Consider the following 21,976-nt stretch of genomic DNA (forward strand, 5'->3'; position numbering starts at 1 on the left):
ACCGTCTGATTGGCAAATCCGTCAGGCATCAAAGTCAAGGAACGATGCGGAGTCCCGTAGGGACGTAGGTCACGATTTCACACTGCCAAGAAAAGCCTCTAGTGAGGGGGAAGGCGCCAGTACCGTAAACCGACACAGGTAGGCGAGATGAGAATTCTAAGACGCGCGGGATAACTCTCGTTAAGGAACTCGGCAAAATGGTCCCGTAACTTCGGGAGAAGGGACGCTCTACATGAGTAGAGCCGCAGTGAATAGGCCCAAACGACTGTTTAGCAAAAACACAGGTCTCTGCTAAATCGCAAGATGACGTATAGGGGCTGACGCCTGCCCGGTGCTGGAAGGTTAAGGGGATGGGTTAGCGCAAGCGAAGCTTTGAACCGAAGCCCCAGTAAACGGCGGCCGTAACTATAACGGTCCTAAGGTAGCGAAATTCCTTGTCGGGTAAGTTCCGACCCGCACGAAAGGCGTAACGATTTGGGCACTGTCTCAACGAGAGACCCGGTGAAATCATAGTACCTGTGAAGATGCAGGTTACCCGCGACAGGACGGAAAGACCCCATGGAGCTTTACTACAGCCTGATATTGAGGCTTTGTGCATGATGTACAGGATAGGCGGGAGACGTCGAGCCCGGAGCGCCAGCTTCGGAGGAGTCACCCTTGGGATACCGCCCTTCATGCATAGAGTCTCTAACTCGCAGCCGTAATCCGGCTGGAGGACCGTGTCAGGCGGGTAGTTTGACTGGGGCGGTCGCCTCCTAAACAGTAACGGAGGCGCCCAAAGGTTCCCTCAGAATGGTTGGAAATCATTCGTAGAGCGCAAAGGCAGAAGGGAGCTTGACTGCGAGACCTACAAGTCGAGCAGGGACGAAAGTCGGGCTTAGTGATCCGGTGGTTCCGCATGGAAGGGCCATCGCTCAACGGATAAAAGCTACCCTGGGGATAACAGGCTGATCTCCCCCAAGAGTCCACATCGACGGGGAGGTTTGGCACCTCGATGTCGGCTCATCGCATCCTGGGGCTGGAGTAGGTCCCAAGGGTTGGGCTGTTCGCCCATTAAAGCGGTACGCGAGCTGGGTTCAGAACGTCGTGAGACAGTTCGGTCCCTATCCGTCGTGGGCGCAGGAAATTTGAGGAGAGCTGTCCTTAGTACGAGAGGACCGGGATGGACGCACCGCTGGTGTACCAGTTGTTCCGCCAGGAGCATCGCTGGGTAGCTACGTGCGGACGGGATAAATGCTGAAAGCATCTAAGCATGAAGCCCCCTCCAAGATGAGATTTCCCTTTGAGTAATCAAGAAAGACCCCTCAGAGACGATGAGGTAGATAGGTCACGGGTGGAAGCATGGCGACATGTGGAGCTGAGTGATACTAATCGGTCGAGGCCTTGTTCTAGCAGATGCATTGTTGATGACTTCAGTTTTGAGGGCGCGAGCCCGATCGTCTGGTGACGATAGCCAAGTGGTCACACCCGTTCCCATGCCGAACACGGAAGTTAAGCACTTGAACGCCGAAAGTAGTTGGGGGCTTCCCCCTGTGAGGATAGGACGTTGCCAGGCATTTAATTTATTCCGCAATAGCTCAGTGGTAGAGCAACCGGCTGTTAACCGGTAGGTCGTAGGTTCAAATCCTACTTGCGGAGCCAATGGCCCGTTGGTCAAGCGGTTAAGACACCGCCCTTTCACGGCGGTAACACGGGTTCGAATCCCGTACGGGTCACCATTATATTTTTTGTGCCGGTGTAGCTCAGCTGGTAGAGCAACTGACTTGTAATCAGTAGGTCGCGGGTTCGACTCCTGTTGCCGGCACTGTTTTTTCTCAATTGTATAAGTTTCCTAGACAAACTGGGGGGGTAGCGAAGTGGCTAAACGCGGCGGACTGTAAATCCGCTCCCTCGGGTTCGGCGGTTCGAATCCGCCCCCCCCCACCATGTCGAGCCATTAGCTCAGTTGGTAGAGCATCTGACTTTTAATCAGAGGGTCGCAGGTTCGAATCCTGCATGGCTCATTTCTTGCGGAAGTAGTTCAGTGGTAGAATACGACCTTGCCAAGGTCGGGGTCGCGGGTTCGAATCCCGTCTTCCGCTTTTTCTTTTGGGGCCTTAGCTCAGCTGGGAGAGCGCCTGCCTTGCACGCAGGAGGTCAGCGGTTCGATCCCGCTAGGCTCCACCAATTTTATTTAAAGATCTTAAGCGAGTTTCGTTCGTCTTAAGTTTTTTTTATATGAAATGCCAAGCATAACCAGAGTACGTACGCAAGAACACCGTGATTCCCTTCACGGTGTTTTTTTGTATATTCATGCGTTTTTTTGTTGAGTTGAACCACTTGTTTGTTACCGCTTACAATGTATGTAGAAGTGACTATGACATAGGGGGAATATCGTATGAACATCGCGTATATCAGCGTACCGTACCGTTATGGACAAGGAAAGCCGGGCACTGAACACGGACCTGCTGCTGTCGAAAAAGCGGGTCTACTCGCGACACTCGAAGCACGGGGACAAGAAGCAGTACGCTACGGGGAAGCGGCTGTTTTATCCGAGGATGCAGTCCGAGAAGAAGATCCGAAGCTGAAACGTCTTGAAGGCGTCGTCCACACGACGAATGACTTGCATCTAATTGTACGTGATGCGTTATCGGAGCAACGTTTTCCGTTATTAGTCGGTGGCGATCACAGCATGGCGATCGGAACGATTGCAGGGTTACGTCAGACTGTACCACGTCTTGGCGTCATCTGGTTCGATGCACACGGTGATTTGAATACACCGGAAACATCACCGTCTGGTAACATCCACGGTATGCCGCTCGCTGTAGCCCTTGGGGAAGGACATCAGCGTTTAACGGAAGTCGGAGGAACAGATGTCAAGCTGCAACCGGAACATCTCGTCTTCATCGGATTACGTGACGTTGATCCAGGCGAACAAGAGCTGATTGATCGTCTTGGTATTCGTGTCTATGATATGGAAGCGATCCGAACTCGGGGAATGGACGCGATCATGGAAGAAGCGATTGCTTATTTGAAGGAAACGACGGATGCGTTCTATCTTAGCTTCGATATGGACGGTCTCGATCCATCACTCGTCGTCGGTACAGGAACACGTGTCGCTGACGGTATTTTCTTAGACGATGCGAAGACAGTGCTCAAGCATTGCGCAACGGCAGAAGACTTCATTGCAGCTGAATTCGTTGAAGTGAATCCGTTACTTGAAGAAGGAAACGGAACAGCAGAACTTGCGAATGAACTAATCGGAGATCTACTTTTGGCAATGGAAACACATCGCTTAGTAAAATAATGGATAGAACTTGAACTCTTTTCATCGGGGTTCAAGTTTTTTTTGTTACAATTTAAAAGGAGATGAAACATTTATCGGTCGACTTCGTATAAGAGATTGACCGCATAGAGCGGGGGGTATTCAAAGTGGAAGAAACGACACTACGCTTAATTGAGCGAGTGAAACAGGGAGACCGTGATGCATTCGCGGCACTTGTTGATCTATATAAGGAAGGTGCCTTTCTTGTGGCTTTCCGCGTCTTGCGCGATCGAATGGAGGCGGAGGATGCGACACAGGAAGCCTTCATCCGTGTATTTACGAAAATTGATTCGTATAATGCACAATGGAAGTTCCGGACTTGGTTGTACCGAATCGTCACGAACGTATCGATTGACCGATTACGGAAAAAGAAACCTGATTATTCTCTTGATGCTGAGATGTCAGGTACTGAAGGACTGACATTGTATTCACAACTCGAGAGCAAGGACACCTTGCCGGAGGACCAAGTGGTCGATAACGAGCAACGAAACGAAGTCGGGGACGCGATTGCAGCTTTACCAGAAAAATACCGTGTCCCACTCGTCCTGAAATATGTAGAGGATCTTTCGCTAAAGGAAATCAGTGAAATGATCGAATTACCTGTCGCTACTGTCAAAACTAGAATTCATCGTGGACGAGAAGCGCTGAAGAAGCATTTTGCCAAACGATGAGAAGGAGGAACTCACCATGTCACGAGAGCATGTACATGAACGGATCCAGGATTATTTAGATCAAAATCAACCACCTGAGGAATTCGAGCGATTAGAAGCAGAGTTACGAGAAGTAGACGCGATGGACGAGTTCGAAGAGTATCGACTCCTTGATGCTCGACTGCGTCAACTTCCAGCGCCCAAATTATCGGCAGATTTTACATCCCGCGTGCTGGCACAATTGCCCGACCAGGTGGAGACGCCAAGCGCTGCTTTGCTGCACCAACCGCAACCGTCTCGTTTTGGAGGGAAGATGAAGCAGTACCCATTGCTCGCGGCAGCGGCTGTTTTCTTACTCTTGTCGGTCGGTAGCCTTGGTGGTTATATGGCACAAGAAGAACATGACTTATCCTATACGAATGCACCAGGTATCGTCGCTCAAAATGGCGAGGTCGTCGTTCCGAAAGGCGTCACGGTCGATCAAGATCTATATGTCGAAGGTGGGAACGTCCGAATCGAAGGGAAAGTCAATGGCGACGTCATGACCGTTGACGGGAAAGCTTACACGGCGAGTGCTGGTAGCGTGACCGGAGAAATCAAGGAAATTGATCAATTATTCGAACGCGTTTGGTACGGAATCAAGCGTCTATTTCAATAATCAGCTGGGACGAGTCGAACTCGTCCCTTTGTGCTATAATGGAAACTGTTTAAATCAGATGAGTTAGGGGGCACGGTTGGTGAATTACTTCAGCTGGCAACCACTTCAATTTCAATTGTTGAAACTGGGAGAAAACGTACATTGGTACGATTATATTAATGACGTGATTGATATTGCGGTCGTGACGTTCGTCATTTACCGTCTCATGATCATTGTCAAAGGAACAAAAGCAGTCCAGCTCATTAAAGGGATCTCGGTCATTTTGATCAGTTGGTTCTTGAGTGGCTTTTTTGGACTTAAAACATTGCAATTCTTATTGAATCAAATCATCACCTACGGGTTACTGGGGATCATCATCATCTTCCAACCCGAACTAAGGCGTGGACTGGAACACTTAGGACGAACGAGTAAATTCTTCTCACGTAGTGCCATCAGTGATGAAGATGAACAAGTTCGAATCGTCGATGCACTCGTATCGTCTGCTCAGTACATGTCAAAACGTCGTATCGGAGCACTCGTGACGATTGAACGCGAGACAGGACTGAGTGAATACGTGGAGACGGGCATTCCGCTCGGTTCACAAATCACGAGTCAGTTGCTGATCAACTTGTTCATTCCGAATACTCCCTTACATGATGGTGCCGTCATCGTCCAGCAAGGCAAGTTAGCAGCAGCCGCTTGTTACTTACCGCTGTCTGAGAGTGCACATATCTCAAAAGAGCTTGGAACACGTCACCGCGCAGCAATTGGTGTCAGTGAGGTGACGGATAGCGTCACGCTCGTCGTCTCGGAAGAAACGGGTGGTGTCTCACTCGCCATCAATGGACGTCTGTACCGGGAACTCGACGAAGAATCCTTACGGACGAAGTTACTTGAGACGATCGTCAAAGCCGAACCGACGAATACTTCCTTCTTGAACTGGATGGGGGCGAAAAAATAATGTTCGAAAAGTGGTTCAATGAACGCTGGTTTTTACGCATCGTTGCCGTTGCCTTGGCCGTCATGTTGTATTTGATGGTCGCAGGTTCGAATACGACGGGAAAAAGTGATGCCGCTAGTCTATTACCGATCGCAGGACAAGGTTCGACGAAATTTGACGTGCCGGTCACGGTCCAGTATGATGAATCGCAGTGGGTCGCCTATAATATTCCAAATAGTATGGAAGTGACCGTCAAAGGGCCGTCGAGTAGCTTGACGATGCTCCGGCTCGTCCAGGATTTTGGATTATCGATTGATTTGAAAGGACTCGACCCTGGCTATCATCGTGTCCGTGTCACAGCAACCGGCTTCGGAAAAGATGTCGAGGTGACACCGAAACAGGAGACGATTGAAGTTTTCCTCGATAAGAAGATTACAAAGGAAGTACCGGTACAAGTCGCATTACTCAATAAAAACAAAATCGCTGAAGGATATGTCGCTGGAGAAGCGCAACCGAACCAACAAACTGTTGAAGTCACGGGAGGCGCAGAGAAGTTACAGGCGATTTCAGCAATCCAAGTACCGATCGATGTGACCGGTCGAGCAGAGACGTTTAAAGAGACGTTCAATGCTAAAGCGACTGACACGAACGGGAATACGATCAGTGCATCTTATCAACCGGAACAATTAGAAATCACAGTACCGATCTATAAGGAAAGTAAGACGGTACCGATTAATGTGAAGACAAAAGACAACGTCAAAAAAGGGTATACCGTCGTCAAGATTGTTCCCGTCACGACGGAAGCTCGTCTATATGGAACAAAAGAAGAATTAGAGCGCATCGGTTCTGTTGATACGGAAGCGGTCTCGCTCAAAGGATTGACGAAGACGACCGAAAAAACCGTCAAACTCGTCGAACCAGAAAACGCGACGGCGATGGATCCGACACAGGTCACCGTCAATATCGTCGTCGAAAAAGAAAATGCCAATTCGACGACAGAAACCGTCGAGGATCGAGCGGAGAAAACAATTCCAGGTGTGACGGTCACGCTAAATGGATTCGATGAATCAAAGTATACGATTGATTACAATCAAACGATTGATGTCGTCGTCCGCGGGAAAGAATCTGATTTAGCATCGATTGATGCGACGGATATCAAAGCGGTCATCGACGTGACAGGATTAAAAGAAGGAACGCATGGATTGCCGATCTCGTATCAGACATCAAAAGCCTTTGATGTCTTGCGTCCGGATAATATGGATGTCACATTAAAAGCGATTCCCCGGACATCGATTCCGACCAATTAAAACAAATTAGTGAAATGAGGAAATAACACATGGGTAAGTATTTTGGAACTGACGGCGTACGCGGCGTCGCAAACGTAGAATTGACACCGGAACTTGCGTATCGCCTCGGTCGAACAGGTGGTTACGTGTTGACGAAACACGAAAGCACACGACCAAAAGTCTTGATTGGACGCGATACACGTGTATCTGGTCAAATGCTTGAGAATGCACTCATCGCGGGTCTGTTATCAATCGGTGCAGAAGTCATGCGTCTTGGTGTCATCTCGACACCAGGTGTCGCATACCTGACAAAAACGATGGATGCGACAGCCGGAGTCATGATCTCTGCATCGCACAATCCAGTGGAAGATAACGGGATCAAGTTCTTCGGTTCAGACGGCTTTAAGCTCGATGACGCAACAGAACTTGAAATCGAAGCATTACTCGACGAAGCAGAAGATACATTGCCACGTCCAGCCGGAAAAGAACTCGGCTTCGTTCATGATTACTATGAAGGGGCTCAGAAATATCTCCACATGCTTCGTCAGACATCGGATGAAGATTTCTCAGGCATCCATGTTGCGATCGACGGCGCACACGGGGCGACGTCAAGCCTCGCACCACGTCTATTCGGTGACTTGGAAGCGGAAGTATCGACGATCGGTACAACTCCGAACGGACTCAACATCAATGATGGTGTCGGTTCGACACACCCTGAACATCTTGCTGCCTTCGTTAAGGAAAAAGGCGCAGATGTTGGTTTATCGTTTGATGGAGACGGCGACCGCTTGATCGCAGTCGATGAGAACGGTGATATCGTGGATGGCGATAAAATCATGTTCATCTGCGGGAAATACTTGAACGAACTCGGTCGTCTGAAAGACAACACGATCGTTGCGACGGTCATGAGTAACCTCGGTTTCCATAAAACCGTCGAAGAAAACGGGATGACGGCGCTTCAAACAGCGGTCGGTGACCGTTATGTCGTCGAAGAGATGCGTAAGAACGACTATACACTCGGTGGCGAACAGTCTGGTCATATCATCTTCATGGATTACTCAACGACAGGGGACGGCATGTTGTCGGGCGTCCAGTTGTTGCAAATCATGAAAGCGACAGGGAAGAAGTTATCGGAACTCGCAGCTGAGATGCCGATCTTCCCACAACGTCTCGTAAACATCCGTGTTTCAGACAAAAATGGCGCAATGAGCGGTCCTGCCGTGCAAGCGATCATTGCAGAAGTCGAAGCGGAGATGGCGGGGAACGGACGGATTCTCGTCCGTGCGTCAGGAACAGAACCACTCGTTCGTGTCATGGCAGAAGCTCCGACACAAGAAGCGTGTGATGCGTACGTCGAGCGGATCGCGAATGTCGTTCGTGAGAACTACGCGTTACAAGAAAACTAAGCAGCCTGAAGCAGAGCGATTGCTCTGCTTCTTTTTTTACAATTATTTTAGAAAAACAGATTGAGATTTTTACAAAATATAGGGATTATACGTATTGATTAGAAAAATATCGGGAATAGTTACAAATACGTTACCTTTCTTGCTTTTTCACATTAAAGTTCGTATGATGGTGAAGTCGGACAGAAACGGGGTCAGACGGAAACAAGAAGCGCCAGGGCTTTCTTCGTAGGATGAAAGCTGACGAGGTGGAGGTTTATCGAATCATTCGGCGGATGCCTCCCGGTACCAGATCCATACCGTAAATCGTTCTGAAATCGTTCAAGTGATTGGACGGACAAACAGACCGATCGGGATCCTCTCAACAAGAGCCGTTTCCTCTTTAGGGAAATACTTGTAAATGGAGAGATGTAACATGTGCGGAATCGTAGGTATGATCGGACAGGTCAACACGAAGGAAATTTTATTAAAAGGTCTCGAGAAGCTCGAGTACCGCGGCTATGACTCGGCAGGTCTTGCGTTCGTCAACGACGGCGTTCAAGTCCACAAAGAAGTAGGCCGGATTGCTGCGCTACGCGAAGTCGTTCCTGCTGATGCAGACGGCACAGTCGGAATCGGACACACACGCTGGGCGACACACGGTGTCCCAAGCGTACCAAACGCGCACCCGCACCAAAGTGCGTCAGCACGTTTCACACTCGTGCACAACGGCGTCATCGAGAACGATGAGCAGCTAAAAGCAGAATTGAATGTCGATCTCCTCAGCGACACGGATACAGAAGTCATCGTTCAGATGATCGAAAAGAACTTCAACGAGACAGGTGACGTCGCGGAAGCATTCCGTCAAACACTCCGTGTCTTGCACGGTTCGTATGCCCTCGCATTGATCGATGCTGAAAATCCAGACGTCTTATACGTCGCAAAAAACAAATCACCACTTCTCGTTGGTCTCGGTGACGGTACGTTCAACGTCGTCGCATCAGACGCAATGGCAATGTTACAAGTAACGGATCAATTCATCGAGTTGCATGATGGCGAGATGATCATCTTGACGCGTGATAGCGTCACGATCCAAGATCTCGATGGGAACGTCCAAGAGCGTGAAGCGTACACGGCTGAAATCGATGCATCAGACATCGAAAAAGGAACGTACGCGCACTACATGCTCAAAGAGATGGATGAGCAACCAGCGGTCATCCGTAACATCGTTCAAAAATATCAAAACGAAGCAGGCGACATCACACTCGACCAATCGGTCCGTGATCTCGTACTCGGTCGTGACCGTGTCTATATCATCGGTTGCGGAACAAGCTACCATGCTGGTTTGATCGGAAAACAGTTGATCGAACAAATCGCAGGCATCCCGACAGAAGTTCACATCTCTTCTGAGTTCGGATACAACATGCCATTATTGACAGAGAAACCGCTCTTCCTCTTCCTTTCACAATCAGGTGAAACAGCGGATAGCCGTGCCGTTCTCGTCGAAGCGAAGAAACTCGGCCACCCGGCACTGACGATCACGAACGTTCCAGGATCAACATTGTCACGTGAAGCGAACGCAACATTGTTGCTCCACGCAGGTCCAGAAATCGCCGTTGCTTCAACAAAAGCGTATACAGCTCAAATCGCTGTTCTCGCTGTTCTTGCGTTTGACCTTGCTCAAGCGAAAGGGGTTGCCGTCAACTTCGATCTCATGAAGGAACTCGGTAAAATCTCAAGTGCGATGGAATCGGTGATGTCTCAAAAAGATCGTTTCCAAGAAATCGCGACAGAATACTTGTCTGAGTCACGTAACGCGTTCTTCATCGGTCGTGGACAAGATGCATACGTCGGGATGGAAGGTGCATTAAAACTCAAAGAGATCTCGTATATCCAAGCAGAAGGATACGCGGGTGGAGAGCTCAAGCACGGTCCGATCGCTTTGATCGAAGACAACACACCAGTCATCGCGCTCGTGACACAACCACACGTTCACCTCAACAACCGTGGGAACGTCAAGGAAGTCGTCGCACGTGGGGCAAACGCGTGTGTCATCGCAGCAGAAGGTCTTGAATTGCCGACAGATGCATTCGTCATCCCAGCAGTCGAGCCACTCTTGTCACCGCTCTTGTCTGTCTTACCACTTCAATTGATCTCATACTACGCGGCACTCGGTCGCGACTGTGACGTCGATAAGCCACGTAACTTGGCGAAGTCAGTAACGGTTGAATAAGAAAACAAATCGACTCCAAACGATAGCCGCATCAAAGCGTCTGCCGTTTGGAGTTTTTTATATGAGAGGAGAATAAGATGAACCGATGGCTTGCAGCATTCCCTAAACGATATGAACAAGACGTTCGGATCGTTAAAGCATGTTTACCATTTGGATGGACACGCTTATCACCAGGGGCGATCGAAGTAAATGTAGAGCAGGAACAGATACAGATTCCGATGCGCGTATACATGCCAGAAGTCGCGTCCGAGCGAATTGAACAGTTGACGCCAACACAACAGACGATGTTATATTGCCTCTACACGCGTCATCATGACGGTTATGTCCGTGAGCATTATCTCCAGCAGTTGCTTAAAAATCGTCCGCGCGACGGATGGGTCCTCGCCTATATCATCGAACTTGCTAGTGAGTACGTCCGTGAAATTGTCGACAGCATCGTACCCGTAATCGAGCAATGGGATTCGGAAGTGAAACGACAATTCGTCGAGGATGACCCAAGATACATGAAGCGGACCGAAGACCGAATGATCAGTTACTGGAATGCTTATTACCGGACGAGTGGGGAACGACGATCCGAAGCGGACTATCCAGGCTTTCGGATTATAGAATCGTTACGGGAGGATGCTTCGGTAGAGGAAGTCTGAAGAGATGAAAAGGAGGTGCGCACTTGATTACGAAATCAAAGGATCTGTACTTAGAAGGACCTGGACCTGCTATTTTGTTGTTACATAGTTTTACTGGAAGTGCGAATGAGATGCGTGGTCTCGCTCGTTTTTTACATGCAGCCGGGTACACCTGTTACGCGCCCAATTACGCCGGGCACGGGGAATCGCCGGAGCGCTTGTTTGAGACGACGATCGAAGACGTCTGGCAGTCCGCGCAAGTCGGACTCGCGTTTTTACAAGATCGAGGACACAAAGACATCTTTTTGATCGGACAATCACTCGGTGGAGTAATGGCACTTCGACTGGCAGAACAGTCAGGATGTGCCGGACTCATCTTACTCTCGACGCCGATTCTTGAGCGGACGATTGCCGGACTCGAGCACCGCGTCCTTCGTTATACGGAACGGTATTTTCAATTTGACGATCGTTCGCCGGAGTGGATCGTAGACTTTGTCGACCGTCATTTTCCACGCCCAGAAAAAGACTTACGAGCACTGCAACAGTTCATTCTCGACACAGGAGTTGTCTTACCGAGCATCACACAGCCCATCGCTCTATTCCTTGGTGCCTTGGATGATGCCGTCTATCATGCAAGTCTCGAGAGAATCGAAACGACGGTGCCGAGCCAAGATCAGAAAAAGGTCCTTCTTCCGAACAGTAAACATTTACTGACGCTCGATCGGGACAAACAGCGTTTGTTCGAAGAAATCCTTATCTTCTTGAAGACCCATCCGGTACATTCCTTGAAACCATCATCTGCTGTGCAGTAGGCTAGATAGGTAAGCTAGACGTGAAAGGGGAAGGGATCATGCGAGTTTTAGTAGTAGGGGCAAGCGGAACGATTGGGCAGGCAGTCGTCGAACAGTTGAGTGGGCGGCATGACATCATTCGTGCCGGACGAACCGGAGCGGATGTACAAGTCGACATCACATCAGAGGAAAGTATTCGGGCAATGTATGAAACAGTCGGCTCTGTTGACGCCGTTATTAGTGCCACAGGTGGCGCTCATTTTGGTCCATTGACGGACTTAACACCGGAGCTTAATCAAATCGGGATCGACAGTAAACTAAAAGGTCAGGTCAATCTCGTCTTGCTTGGTTTAGAGTCAGTACGAGACGGCGGAAGCTTTACGCTGACGACCGGCATCATGATGGACGATCCGATTCGCCAAGGCGCATCTGCTGCGCTTGCTAACGGTGGAGTCAAAGCGTTCGTTCATGCAGCAGCGATCGAGATGCCACGAGGCATTCGGATCAACAGCGTCAGTCCGAATGTACTGATCGAGTCACTTGAAAAGTACGGACCCTTCTTCCGTGGTTTTGAAGCCGTTCCGGCGTCACGTGTCGCGACGGCGTTTGAGAAAAGTGTCGAAGGGGCACAGACGGGGCAAAATTACGAAGTCTATTAAATGAAAGAGCAGGTAGCGAAAATCGCTATCTGCTTTTTTAGAATCCGGATAGGATATAACGTTCGATTCCGAATAGTAAGAGAGTGATTCCGAGACAAATAAGTAAGTTACGGACGAACCAGCGACCTGTCATCGTCCGGTTCATGATCAGTTTCTCCAGTGTCAGATTAACGAGAAGTACACATAAGAAGATAACGCCAAACCAAATCATCCAGACACATCCTTTCCTTCTTCTTAACGAATCCAACAGCTAAAAAGTTTCGCGTCTGTCAAGAGCAGGAAATCATTCAGATGAACGGGAAGGAAACAAACAGTCGATTTTACAAGGAGGAACATGACGATGAACCAAGCGGTCCTAGTGATTGATTTTCAACAAGAACTCGTCGACGGGAACACGGAAGAACGTCCAGTATACTTAAAGGAACAAGTCGCGCACGTCATCGAAGCGGTCGTACTCGAAGCAGACGACCGGAATATCCCGGTCGTCTTCATTCGGGATCTCGACGTCGCTGGCGGAACAGGACCTGGGTTTGCGGTCCATGACTCGATTCCCGTTCCAGCGTCAAGTGTCACGTTTGATAAAGCGGCGACGAATGCGTTTCATGGCACCCCCTTGCTCGAACATCTACAGCAAGCATCAATTGACCATCTGATTGTCTTAGGCTGTAAGACGGAACACTGCATTGATACCGCGGTGCGCAGCGCGACGGTGCATGGCTTTGATGTCACGCTTGTCGCCGATGGGCACACGACGAACGGCTCCGATGTCCTGACTCCGGAGCAAATGATCGCTCACCATAATCAAGTCTTGCACGGTCATTATAACGTCGAACATTTTGTGATCGTTCGTCCGTCAACGGAAGATGTCTTCACCCCAACCCACAATGACTACCGGACATGAAGAGGAGAATAAGATGATTGAATTACGAAAAATAACAGCGCCCGATTACGAACGCTACGCGACGCTCGTCCAAGACGAACGTGTCATGCGTTATATCACGGAGCAGGCATTAACAGATGCGGAAACGAAACAACGCTTTGACCGAATCCTTGAACAACAGCAACACGACCGACTCGGATCGTATCTGATTTATGCCGAAGAGACATGGATTGGAATCGGGCACATGTCCCGGAGTCAAACGCAACCGTTCGAAGCAGAGCTCGGCTACATGCTATTACCCGATCAATGGGGACGCGGATACGGTACAGCGATTGCAGAGCGCCTGTTACAGTTAGCGACGGAAGAGGAGTTGCGGGTCGTCACGGCGACGATTGATCCAGCACATGAAGCTTCGCGTCGTATTTTGATCGGATTAGGTTTTGAATCGACCTATGTGGGACCGATTGACGGTCTACCAGGTGAAACGCTACAGAAAATGCTGGGGACGACAACATGACACGAGACGAATGGATTGAACATTTTCAACTCGACGTCGCGGTATGCGCGACCGTCGACGAATCGTATAGTTCTGAAGTCGATCGTCTCGTCCTAACGGATGGTCAGGTCGTTTTCTTGAAACGCCCGTATACGACTGAAAAGTGGTACCGGGAGCGTGGCTGGATTCATGCACTAGAAGGGTTTGTACCCGTGCCGCACATCTTAGCTGAGGCAGCTCCCGGGCAGACGACCGGGGCGTTCGTGCTTGCTGCCTTACCAGGACAGGCACCGGTTACGATGACTAAAAAATTGGCGTACGAAATTGGTCGAACGCTCGCAATGCTGCATACGTGCATAGGAGAAGCCTACGGCGAGTATACGGAAGATGGATTTTATGCCTATCCGGTTCAGGATTGGCGGTATTTTCGGAATGAAAAACTCGATGGATTCATGCCGTTCATCACGTCCGAACTCGACCCCGGTTTTTTAGAGAACATCCAAATAGAGTTAGTCAGACGGGAACAGTTGTTACCGGAGCCTTCACGTCCCGTTGCCACACATTGTGACTTCCGCCTAGCGAATTTATTGACGGTAGGTGATCAAGTCACAGGGGTGATCGATTTCGAGACGACCCGCTATGGGGCCGTCGAGATGGACTTCACGAAGATCGTCCGTAATCTCAATACATTCGGTTCCATTTACGTCACGGCATTTCAAGAAGGATACGCGACGTTACACCCAGACGTGCCGATCGAGACGTATCTTTCATACTATCGTTTGTGGGAAGCACTCACGGCCGTCGGATGGTGCATCAAACGTGGATTAGAAGAGCACCGAGCATTCTTTGAGGAGAACATCGCGCTTATCGAGCAGGAATTACAGACGACGAGCATATCGGATGGGTATTGATTCACCCATGTCTTGGAAGAAACCTCTATACTTAGGGAAATGAGGAATCTGAGGGGGAAGCAAGATGACAGGAAAACGAATCGGAATCATCGGCGGTGGACTCGCCGGGATCTTTGCGGCACGTCAATTACAGGCGACAGGACATACTGTTGAAATCATCGAAAAAAGCCAGAGCGTCGGGGGGCGAATGGCGACTCGTCGTGTTGATGAAGGAACAGCAGATCATGGGGCCGTCTTCTTCACGGTTCGGACGGAAGAGTTGGAACGTGAAGTCGACGACTGGCTTGAGAAGGGATGGGTTCGTAAGTGGTTCGGAACGGATTTTCCACGCTATGTCGCAACGAACGGCATGAATCAACTCGTACAAGCGATTGGTCGAGGGATTCCCGTTCAGTTGAATGAACAGGTCACGCATATTATGGCAACGGAGGACGAACTCGTCACACAAGCGACAGATCATCAAGGTACGTATGATGCGTTACTCGTGACGGCGCCTGTGCCGCAAGCATATGAACTGTTGCAGGCTTCTGATCTGACACTCGGAGAGGACGATCATGAGCAGTTGCGTCAGGTGACGTTCGAGCCGACATTCGTTGGTCTGTTTGAAATCGAAGAGCGACTCACGATCGGAGAAGTCGGTCTACAAGATGAACAACTCGTCGATGGAATGTTGAAGCTCGTCAATAATGCCGAGAAGCAGATTTCGAAGACGACACTCTTGAGCGTCTATATGACAGCCCGCTTCAGTGAAGACTGGTACGAGCGTCCGGAAGAAGAGACACTCGCTGAAGTCGAGCGTCTGTTACAACAGCAACTCGGACCGGTGACGATTGTTTCGCGTCAGCTCAAACGTTGGCGTTATGCTCAGGCACGCGCGGTTTACCGGACACCGCATTTGAAACTGGCGGCACATCCGCTTTGGCTTGCTGGTGATGCGTTCCTTGAAGCCGATGATGCGTCAGGGCGGACGCGCGTCGAGAGTGCTGTCATCTCTGGATTACGTGTCGCTGAAGCCATCGACACCCACTTACGTCAGACGGTGACAGCGACGGAATAATCAAAAACATGCACTTCTTTTCTGAATCGAGAAGAAGTGCATGTTTTTGATTATACTCACGATCATTCGGCTTGGAAGTGTTGTTCACTCCAAGCTGCCATTTGGTCAAGAATCGGTAAAAAACTATGTCCAGCATCCGTCAGGGAATATTCAACGCGTGGAGGAACTTCGCCAAAGACGTGTCGTTGAATCAAACCGTCCGCTTCGAGCTCACGAAGCTGACGCGTCAATGTTCCTTTAGAGATGCCTGTTAATTGTTGCAGTTCATGAAAACGATGTGTCCCATGTGTCAGGTGCCACAGCAAGATGATCTTCCATTTGCCAGCTACCATCTGTTGGACCCGAGTGACCGGACAAGCCGTCCGTTGATTGGTCGTTGAATCGAATACAGCCACGTTTATCCTCTCCCATTGGTTCGTTTTGAAGGACCTAGTTTCAGATAAGTGCCTACTTTTTTTAGTGTATCACCTGGCGTATCATGAAGAACAACATCAAACTTCAAAGGAGTGGTTTTATCATGAAATGGTTAATTACAGGAGCGACTGGAAAATTAGGTACACGGATCGTGCAGCATCTTAGTGAGCAAGTCGGCAATGAACATGTAGCGGTTAGTGTCCGCGACGTCGAAAAAGCGGCAAGCCTTACGGCGCAAGGAATCGACGTTCGACACGGTGATTTCGATCAGCCGGAAACACTCGGACAAGCATTTCAAGGCATCGACCGTCTGCTGATCATCTCGACAGACGGTGAAGAGAGCACGCGGATCCGGCAACACCAAGCCGCTGTCACGGCAGCAAAAGAAGCAGGCGTCAAACTGATCGGCTATACGAGCATCGCCAATGCGGCACACAGCACGAACGGACTTGCGCGAACACATCGGGTCACAGAAGAGGCGATTCAAGCGACAAATATCCCGTATGTCTTTTTCCGTAACAACTGGTATCTCGAAAATGAACTCGGAACGATTGAGGCCGTCGCACAAGGCGCAGACTGGTTAACGGCAGCAGGTGAAGGCAAAGTCGGATGGGCGTTACAAGATGAGTATGCGCTAGCGATTGCGACGGGACTGACGCTTGAACATCCAAAAGCAATTTATGAACTATCAGGTCCGTTGCATACACAAGCAGAACTCGCGACTGCAGTCGGAACAGTGCTTGACCGACCGGTCGCTTTAGATGAAGTAGATGGCGCGACCTATGGCGAGCGGATGCAAGCAGCTGGCTTACCGGATTTCTTGATTCCAATGCTGACTGGTATCCAGGCAGATATCGCAGCAGGAACTCTGGCAGTGGAAAGTACGGATTTTGAAGCATTATTGGGTCGTCTCGTAACGACACTAGAAGAGGGAGTTCGTCTTCTTTTGAAAAGATAAGTTCATCTGAACGTTTTCAGGAGGAGTGAGTAGGGTAAATCCCCTTTAGAAGCAATTAAAGGAGGAGCCCTACCATGAAACTGTCATCCTATCGTGTTAAGGAAGGCGAGCAAGTCTCGTTTTCGAATTACCCGACATCAGAAGAACATAAAATTTCGGAAGCAGAATTGCGAGAGAAGCGAATTCCGAAAAGTGTCGAGACGTTACAAGAGTTACACTGGCGTTTGCATGCCGAAGAGAAGAACGGCGTCCTCGTCATCCTGCAAGCGATTGATGCAGCAGGGAAGGATGAGGCAATCAGCTACATCTTTTCTAACTTGAACGCACAAGGACTCCGAACGATTTCCGTCAAAAAACCGTCGGATACGGAGCAAAAACACGACTATCTATGGCGGATCCATGAAGGACTACCGGAAAAAGGCGAAGTCGGTATCTTGAACCGTTCCTATTATGAGGAAGTCATTGCGCCACGAATCCATGATTTGCTCGAGGAGGAAGAAAAGCCGGATGATGGAGACGTCTGGCAGATGCGCTACCGTCAAATTAATGACTTTGAGCGCTATCTCGTCGAGAACGGCTTCCGGGTCGTCAAGTTCTTGTTCCATGTCTCAAAAGAGGAGCAACGGCAACGATTGTTGACGCGTCTGAAGGATCCAACGAAAAACTTCGAATTCTCGTTCAGTGATATTGAGGAACGTAAGCACTGGGATGAATACCATGAGATTTTTGCTGAACTCGTCTCGGCGACGTCGACATCGTATGCACCGTGGTACATCTTGCCGGCAGATGACGAATGGTATTCCCGCTATATCGTCACCGAAGTCATGAATGACGTCCTGAAGGAAATTGATCCGCAATATCCGAAGTTATCGGAAGAGGATCAGGAACAGCTGGATGAGGCGATTAAACGATTGGAAAATGAATGAACAAAAATGCCACCGATGAACGTCATCGGTGGCATTTTTGAGTTAGAGTCCAGGTAAGATCCCTGTGAATAGACTTAAGAGGAAGACCGTAGCGAGCGCTGTTAAACCAGCGATAAAGCCACCGCCCGTCCAAGCAAGGAGTGTTTGGGGAATCGTCAATTTACCAAACCGGTTGACGACCCAAAAACCTGAATCGTTGGGTAAAGAAAGTCCAATCCCACCAGCACAAATCGCTAGACCAAGAAGAATGGGAGACACACCTAATTCTCCGACCATCGGACCGAGAATACTCGATGTCGTGACGAGGGCGACCGTCGCTGATCCAAGTGAGGCCCGGAGGATTTGCGAAAAGATGAATGCCAGTAAGAGAACCGGGATGCTCCAGTTTTGCATCGTCGTAATGAGATGATCCCCGATGCCACTATTATTGATGACGGCACCAAAGGCACCACCGGCTCCGGTAATCAAGATGATGATTCCGGCTGAACTGATCGCTTCCGAGTATAAGCGTGCGTTCGGGATTGCGATGTATGGGCGCAATAAGATGACAGCAGCAAAGACACTAATCAATAAGGCAACGTTTTTCTCACCGATGAATCCAAAGAACGTCGCAACCGAAGTTCCGGGAAATAGCAGTTGAGAGACCGTATTCAATAAGATCAAGACGATGGGGAGAGCTAACATAAAGAAGCTAAGCCCTGTGCCGATTTCTTTCTTTGGTAAATCCGCTGGGTCGATCGAGAGTTCTTCGATATCGCCAGAATGCTTAATTCGTTTTCCGATGAACATACCGTACAGGTAACCACCAACGAGAGTAGCTGGAATGGCGACGATGATACCATACAGAATGAAGAAGCCGAGCTCTGATCCTGTATTTTCTGCGACGACGAGTGGTCCAGGTGTCGGGGCAATCATGTTATGCGAGACGATCAGACCGACACCGAGTGCCGTAACGAAACTGACGACGGAGAGGCCTGTTTTAGAAGAGAGCGAACGAATTAATCCACTTAAGATGACGAAAGCTGCATCAAAAAAGACAGGAATGGAAACCGCTGTTCCGGTCAGGGCAAGGCCGGCAGAGGATTTTTTAGGTCCGAACACATTCAAGACAGCTTGGGCAATCTTTTCGACAGCACCCGATGCACCAAGAAACTGACCGAAGATGACACCAAGACCAATCAGGATACCCACACCCGCGAGTGTGTTCCCGAAACCAGTCGTGACGACGGAGGCGACTTCTTTGACAGGCATCCCGATGGCTAAAGCCGTCAAGATGGAGATCGCTACAAGTGCCAGAAACGGTTCGATTTTTAGCTTTAGGATGGAAAAGAACAGTAGAGCTAGAGACAAAATAAAAATGACGACCAATAAATTACCCGTAACCATCAAGATCTCTCCTTCATATCATGAATTCCACTGAGGTGATGACTCACCTCTTGTATACGCTTACAAAAATATCAAATGTGAAGTAACTCTGCGACTTCTTTTAGCGTCGTCTTCGAACCGACATTCCCTGGGAAGATGACGTATGTCAGTCCGGGGAACTTACTTTCGGTTCCTGTTTTCCAAACCGGAATGCCCGGTTTGACTTGACCGGCAACAGTTGCTCGTTTGACTTTCAGACCTGTCGTCCCGATATCACTCGACGTGATTCCGCCTTTAGCGATGATGTAGCTTGGACGTACATGCAGACGGGTGACGATGCTTGTCACAGCGTCAGAAATTTTTACGGATAGTTTTAATTCATTCTCTTGTTGATTCTCTCCTAGGTCGAGACGTTCTCGTCTCGTATAGACGGCAACTGTCTGTCCAGACGTAATCAATTGTTCCGCCGTCGTGATGATTCGATCGATTTCTTGTTCGAATTGATCAGGAGACAGGACAAGATGGACATCAAACTCAATGAAATGAATGAAGTCACACGTTTTTAATTCCGCAAGTTGCTCTGTCGTTTTTTGGACATGTGATCCAACCATGATCAAACCGCCAGACGTCGTATCGGACACGAGTTCTTCTCTTGTCAGGAGGGGGCGCTGATTGATTCCACCAATGACTTTCGTAAAGGCCGCGGCCGTCCGGAATAAAAATCGTTTTCCTGCATTCATCGCGCGAATCAGGGCGATCGTCGCGACCTTGACGTCGAGATAATCCGTCGCATTGATGATGATTTTATTGAAATCTTGAGCGTTCATCAGTTGTGCCACGAGTGAGTCGAGACGAACCCGTCGTAAATCATCCAGTGATAAGGAAATGACGGCATCTGCCGGAAAAGCTCCATCTGATTTTTCCTCTGCCCATTCTCCAAGATGCGAAGCGGAATAACCGAACGTCCGGTCCTTTGCGAACTCCGTTTGTCCTGCTGGTACGAGTGTGTCGTCTTCAAGCACATAATGGACATCGTCAATCGTAAAACGACCACCTTCTTGGAAGAATGGCATCAGGATTTCACCGTCGAAGTGACCACTGGACTGTTGTTCGAGAGTTTGGCGTAAGACATCTGTTTCGAGCGGATAATGCCCACGTAACGTCGAATCACCACGACTAATTAAAATAAACGGCTGATTCCGTTGATCGGAAACGGCTTGGACGGTAGCCGCGATATCTTCGTGGACTTGTCGTGTTTCTTCACGCGTAAACCCACGAGAATTCGTCAAAATAAAAAACATTGACGGGTCTTCGTTGAATCCGGCCTCGATACTTTCGCTCGTCCAGTCAGTATAGACAGAGACGCCATGGACGGTCTGCACACCTGTTGGATCATCGTCGAGAACGATGATTTTATGAGGAAACTGATGTAAGGCCTCAACTAACAATTCATCGACTACTGTTGCATCCGGTAAAGACGGTAATTGGTTAAGTGTCGTTTTACTTGGTAATGTCGTGAATGTCGAGATCATTATTTACACCTTCCTTACTTCAACATGTGCTAATTTTTCGTAGTACTGAATGATGCCGCCGTGATCATCTGCAGCTTTCCCATCAATTTTCAATGCATGGAAAATTTCAACGAGTTGGCTAGAGAGGGGTAAAGGAACACCAATCTCATGCGCGGTTTCCATGACGTTCGTCATATCTTTTAAGTTGATATCGATGCGTCCACCGGCAACGAAGTTTCGCTCTAGAATCAATGGTACTTTCGCATCAAGCACGGCACTACCAGCAAGACCGCCGCGGATAGCTTGATACATCTTCTCCACATCGATGCCTGCTTTCGCAGCGAGCGTCAATGCCTCGGACATGGCAGCGATATTTAAGTTAACGATGATTTGATTGGCAAGTTTAGCTGTCACACCGCTCCCGTTTTTGCCGACGAGCGTGACGCTTGCACCGACGACTTCAAGGAGTGGTCGGACGGTTTCAAAGACGTCGTCTTTCCCGCCGACCATGATGGAAAGCGTCCCGTCGATTGCTTTCGGTTCTCCACCACTGACGGGTGCGTCGAGCATCTCGACTCCGCGTAGTGCTGCTTGTTGTGCAATCTCGACCGAGGCGACAGGGGAAATCGAACTCATATCAATCAAAATCGTTCCAGCTGTAGCCGTTTGTAAGAGACCGTTTTCTCCAAGGACGACTTGCTCGACATGATGCGAAGCCGGTAGCATCGTGATGATGACATCACACGTCGCTCCCATATCAGCAGGTGTTCCGAATACCGCACCCGCTTGAACGAGTGTCTCGACACTTTCGGTATTTAAATCATTCACCGTGACGTCATAACCGGCTTTTAGTATATTCAAGGCCATCGGTTTTCCCATGATGCCTAAACCAATAAATCCAACGCGTGTATTCATTTGATCAAACTCCTTTTTATAAAAAAGATAGCGCTTTC

21 protein-coding genes, 7 tRNA genes and 2 rRNA genes (1 of these 30 cut by a window edge) are annotated in these 21,976 nt (G+C 49.3%); 25 read left to right on the forward strand and 5 right to left on the reverse strand.

Annotated features, from left to right (window positions below; genetic code table 11):
• The 19 genes from ESP131_RS03085 to ESP131_RS03175 form a co-directional block, all read left to right on the forward strand.
• Positions 1 to 1,391 (forward strand): 23S ribosomal RNA (locus ESP131_RS03085); it begins 1,523 nt to the left of the window's first position.
• 48 nt (positions 1,392 to 1,439) lie between these two features.
• Positions 1,440 to 1,555: ribosomal RNA gene (gene rrf, locus ESP131_RS03090) — 5S ribosomal RNA — on the forward strand.
• Between the two features lie 11 nt (positions 1,556 to 1,566).
• Positions 1,567 to 1,641 (forward strand) — tRNA-Asn (locus tag ESP131_RS03095).
• 2 nt (positions 1,642 to 1,643) lie between these two features.
• Positions 1,644 to 1,718: transfer RNA gene (locus tag ESP131_RS03100), tRNA-Glu, on the forward strand.
• A 13-nt stretch (positions 1,719 to 1,731) separates the two neighbouring features.
• A tRNA-Thr gene (locus ESP131_RS03105) sits at positions 1,732 to 1,804 on the forward strand.
• A 38-nt stretch (positions 1,805 to 1,842) separates the two neighbouring features.
• A tRNA-Tyr gene (locus tag ESP131_RS03110) sits at positions 1,843 to 1,926 on the forward strand.
• Between the two features lie 4 nt (positions 1,927 to 1,930).
• A tRNA-Lys gene (locus ESP131_RS03115) sits at positions 1,931 to 2,003 on the forward strand.
• Between the two features lie 6 nt (positions 2,004 to 2,009).
• Positions 2,010 to 2,081: transfer RNA gene (locus ESP131_RS03120), tRNA-Gly, on the forward strand.
• Between the two features lie 9 nt (positions 2,082 to 2,090).
• A tRNA-Ala gene (locus ESP131_RS03125) sits at positions 2,091 to 2,166 on the forward strand.
• 211 nt (positions 2,167 to 2,377) lie between these two features.
• Complete coding sequence (gene rocF, locus ESP131_RS03130) at positions 2,378 to 3,286, forward strand: arginase (protein ID WP_029343103.1); 909 nt, start codon at positions 2,378 to 2,380, stop codon at positions 3,284 to 3,286.
• Between the two features lie 125 nt (positions 3,287 to 3,411).
• On the forward strand, positions 3,412 to 3,975 hold the full coding sequence (sigW, locus tag ESP131_RS03135) for an RNA polymerase sigma factor SigW (protein WP_023466660.1): 564 nt from the start codon (positions 3,412 to 3,414) through the stop codon (positions 3,973 to 3,975).
• 16 nt (positions 3,976 to 3,991) lie between these two features.
• Entirely contained in the window at positions 3,992 to 4,612 is a 621-nt protein-coding gene (locus tag ESP131_RS03140) for an anti-sigma factor (RefSeq protein ID WP_029343104.1), read from the forward strand.
• Positions 4,613 to 4,691: 79 nt separating this feature from the next.
• Entirely contained in the window at positions 4,692 to 5,552 is an 861-nt protein-coding gene (gene cdaA, locus ESP131_RS03145; protein ID WP_050676886.1) for a diadenylate cyclase CdaA, read from the forward strand.
• Positions 5,552 to 6,838, forward strand: coding sequence for a CdaR family protein (locus tag ESP131_RS03150; protein WP_069940147.1), 1,287 nt, complete (start codon positions 5,552 to 5,554; stop codon positions 6,836 to 6,838). Before cdaA ends, ESP131_RS03150 begins: the two co-directional genes overlap by 1 nt.
• 29 nt (positions 6,839 to 6,867) lie before the next feature.
• Complete coding sequence (gene glmM / locus ESP131_RS03155) at positions 6,868 to 8,223, forward strand: phosphoglucosamine mutase (protein ID WP_029343107.1); 1,356 nt, start codon at positions 6,868 to 6,870, stop codon at positions 8,221 to 8,223.
• A 412-nt stretch (positions 8,224 to 8,635) separates the two neighbouring features.
• Positions 8,636 to 10,432 carry a glutamine--fructose-6-phosphate transaminase (isomerizing) gene (glmS, locus tag ESP131_RS03160; protein WP_064300436.1) on the forward strand — a complete coding sequence of 599 codons (1,797 nt, stop codon included), beginning with the start codon at positions 8,636 to 8,638 and terminating at the stop codon, positions 10,430 to 10,432.
• 77 nt (positions 10,433 to 10,509) lie between these two features.
• Positions 10,510 to 11,076 (forward strand): hypothetical protein, encoded by a 567-nt coding sequence (locus ESP131_RS03165; RefSeq protein WP_047392115.1) that lies wholly within the window; start codon positions 10,510 to 10,512, stop codon positions 11,074 to 11,076.
• A 23-nt stretch (positions 11,077 to 11,099) separates the two neighbouring features.
• Positions 11,100 to 11,867 carry an alpha/beta hydrolase gene (locus ESP131_RS03170; protein WP_051656324.1) on the forward strand — a complete coding sequence of 256 codons (768 nt, stop codon included), beginning with the start codon at positions 11,100 to 11,102 and terminating at the stop codon, positions 11,865 to 11,867.
• A 38-nt stretch (positions 11,868 to 11,905) separates the two neighbouring features.
• Positions 11,906 to 12,505, forward strand: a complete 600-nt coding sequence (locus ESP131_RS03175) for a short chain dehydrogenase (RefSeq protein ID WP_029343114.1) — start codon at positions 11,906 to 11,908, stop codon at positions 12,503 to 12,505.
• Positions 12,506 to 12,542: 37 nt separating this feature from the next.
• Here the strand turns inward: ESP131_RS03175 and ESP131_RS16605 are convergent, their stop codons facing one another.
• Positions 12,543 to 12,716, reverse strand: coding sequence for a hypothetical protein (locus tag ESP131_RS16605; RefSeq protein WP_156772479.1), 174 nt, complete (start codon positions 12,714 to 12,716; stop codon positions 12,543 to 12,545).
• 129 nt (positions 12,717 to 12,845) lie between these two features.
• On the opposite strand from ESP131_RS16605, the gene ESP131_RS03180 reads away from it, so the two are divergent.
• The 4 genes from ESP131_RS03180 to ESP131_RS03195 all read left to right on the forward strand — a co-directional run bounded on the left by ESP131_RS03180 (position 12,846) and on the right by ESP131_RS03195 (position 15,849).
• Positions 12,846 to 13,406 (forward strand): isochorismatase family protein, encoded by a 561-nt coding sequence (locus tag ESP131_RS03180; protein ID WP_029343115.1) that lies wholly within the window; start codon positions 12,846 to 12,848, stop codon positions 13,404 to 13,406.
• Between the two features lie 13 nt (positions 13,407 to 13,419).
• The gene (locus tag ESP131_RS03185; protein WP_029343116.1) at positions 13,420 to 13,902 is read left to right on the forward strand and encodes a GNAT family N-acetyltransferase; all 483 of its coding nucleotides are present in this window, start codon (positions 13,420 to 13,422) and stop codon (positions 13,900 to 13,902) included.
• Complete coding sequence (locus tag ESP131_RS03190) at positions 13,899 to 14,792, forward strand: phosphotransferase family protein (RefSeq protein ID WP_069940148.1); 894 nt, start codon at positions 13,899 to 13,901, stop codon at positions 14,790 to 14,792. Before ESP131_RS03185 ends, ESP131_RS03190 begins: the two co-directional genes overlap by 4 nt.
• A gap of 64 nt (positions 14,793 to 14,856) precedes the next feature.
• On the forward strand, positions 14,857 to 15,849 hold the full coding sequence (locus ESP131_RS03195) for an NAD(P)/FAD-dependent oxidoreductase (RefSeq protein WP_069940149.1): 993 nt from the start codon (positions 14,857 to 14,859) through the stop codon (positions 15,847 to 15,849).
• A 62-nt stretch (positions 15,850 to 15,911) separates the two neighbouring features.
• Here ESP131_RS03195 and ESP131_RS03200 read toward each other — a convergent pair whose 3' ends face one another.
• The gene (locus ESP131_RS03200) at positions 15,912 to 16,244 is read right to left on the reverse strand and encodes a winged helix-turn-helix transcriptional regulator (protein WP_231681699.1); all 333 of its coding nucleotides are present in this window, start codon (positions 16,242 to 16,244) and stop codon (positions 15,912 to 15,914) included.
• Between the two features lie 122 nt (positions 16,245 to 16,366).
• Between ESP131_RS03200 and ESP131_RS03205 the strand changes: the two genes are divergently transcribed.
• Both ESP131_RS03205 and ESP131_RS03210 read left to right on the forward strand, forming a co-directional pair.
• Positions 16,367 to 17,221, forward strand: a complete 855-nt coding sequence (locus tag ESP131_RS03205) for an SDR family oxidoreductase (RefSeq protein WP_069940150.1) — start codon at positions 16,367 to 16,369, stop codon at positions 17,219 to 17,221.
• Between the two features lie 74 nt (positions 17,222 to 17,295).
• A complete protein-coding gene (locus ESP131_RS03210) occupies positions 17,296 to 18,147 on the forward strand; it encodes a PPK2 family polyphosphate kinase (RefSeq protein WP_069940151.1) in 852 nt (283 codons plus the stop codon).
• A gap of 42 nt (positions 18,148 to 18,189) precedes the next feature.
• On the opposite strand, the gene ESP131_RS03215 is transcribed toward ESP131_RS03210, so the two are convergent.
• The 3 genes from ESP131_RS03215 to garR form a co-directional block, all read right to left on the reverse strand.
• Complete coding sequence (locus tag ESP131_RS03215) at positions 18,190 to 19,533, reverse strand: GntP family permease (RefSeq protein ID WP_069940152.1); 1,344 nt, start codon at positions 19,531 to 19,533, stop codon at positions 18,190 to 18,192.
• Between the two features lie 71 nt (positions 19,534 to 19,604).
• The gene (locus ESP131_RS03220) at positions 19,605 to 21,044 is read right to left on the reverse strand and encodes a four-carbon acid sugar kinase family protein (RefSeq protein ID WP_069940153.1); all 1,440 of its coding nucleotides are present in this window, start codon (positions 21,042 to 21,044) and stop codon (positions 19,605 to 19,607) included.
• 3 nt (positions 21,045 to 21,047) lie between these two features.
• A complete protein-coding gene (gene garR, locus ESP131_RS03225; protein WP_047392074.1) occupies positions 21,048 to 21,938 on the reverse strand; it encodes a 2-hydroxy-3-oxopropionate reductase in 891 nt (296 codons plus the stop codon).
• Positions 21,939 to 21,976: the final 38 nt, after the last annotated feature.

This window comes from Exiguobacterium sp. U13-1, from assembly GCF_001750115.1.
Taxonomy (GTDB): Bacteria; Bacillota; Bacilli; order Exiguobacteriales; family Exiguobacteriaceae; genus Exiguobacterium_A; species Exiguobacterium_A acetylicum.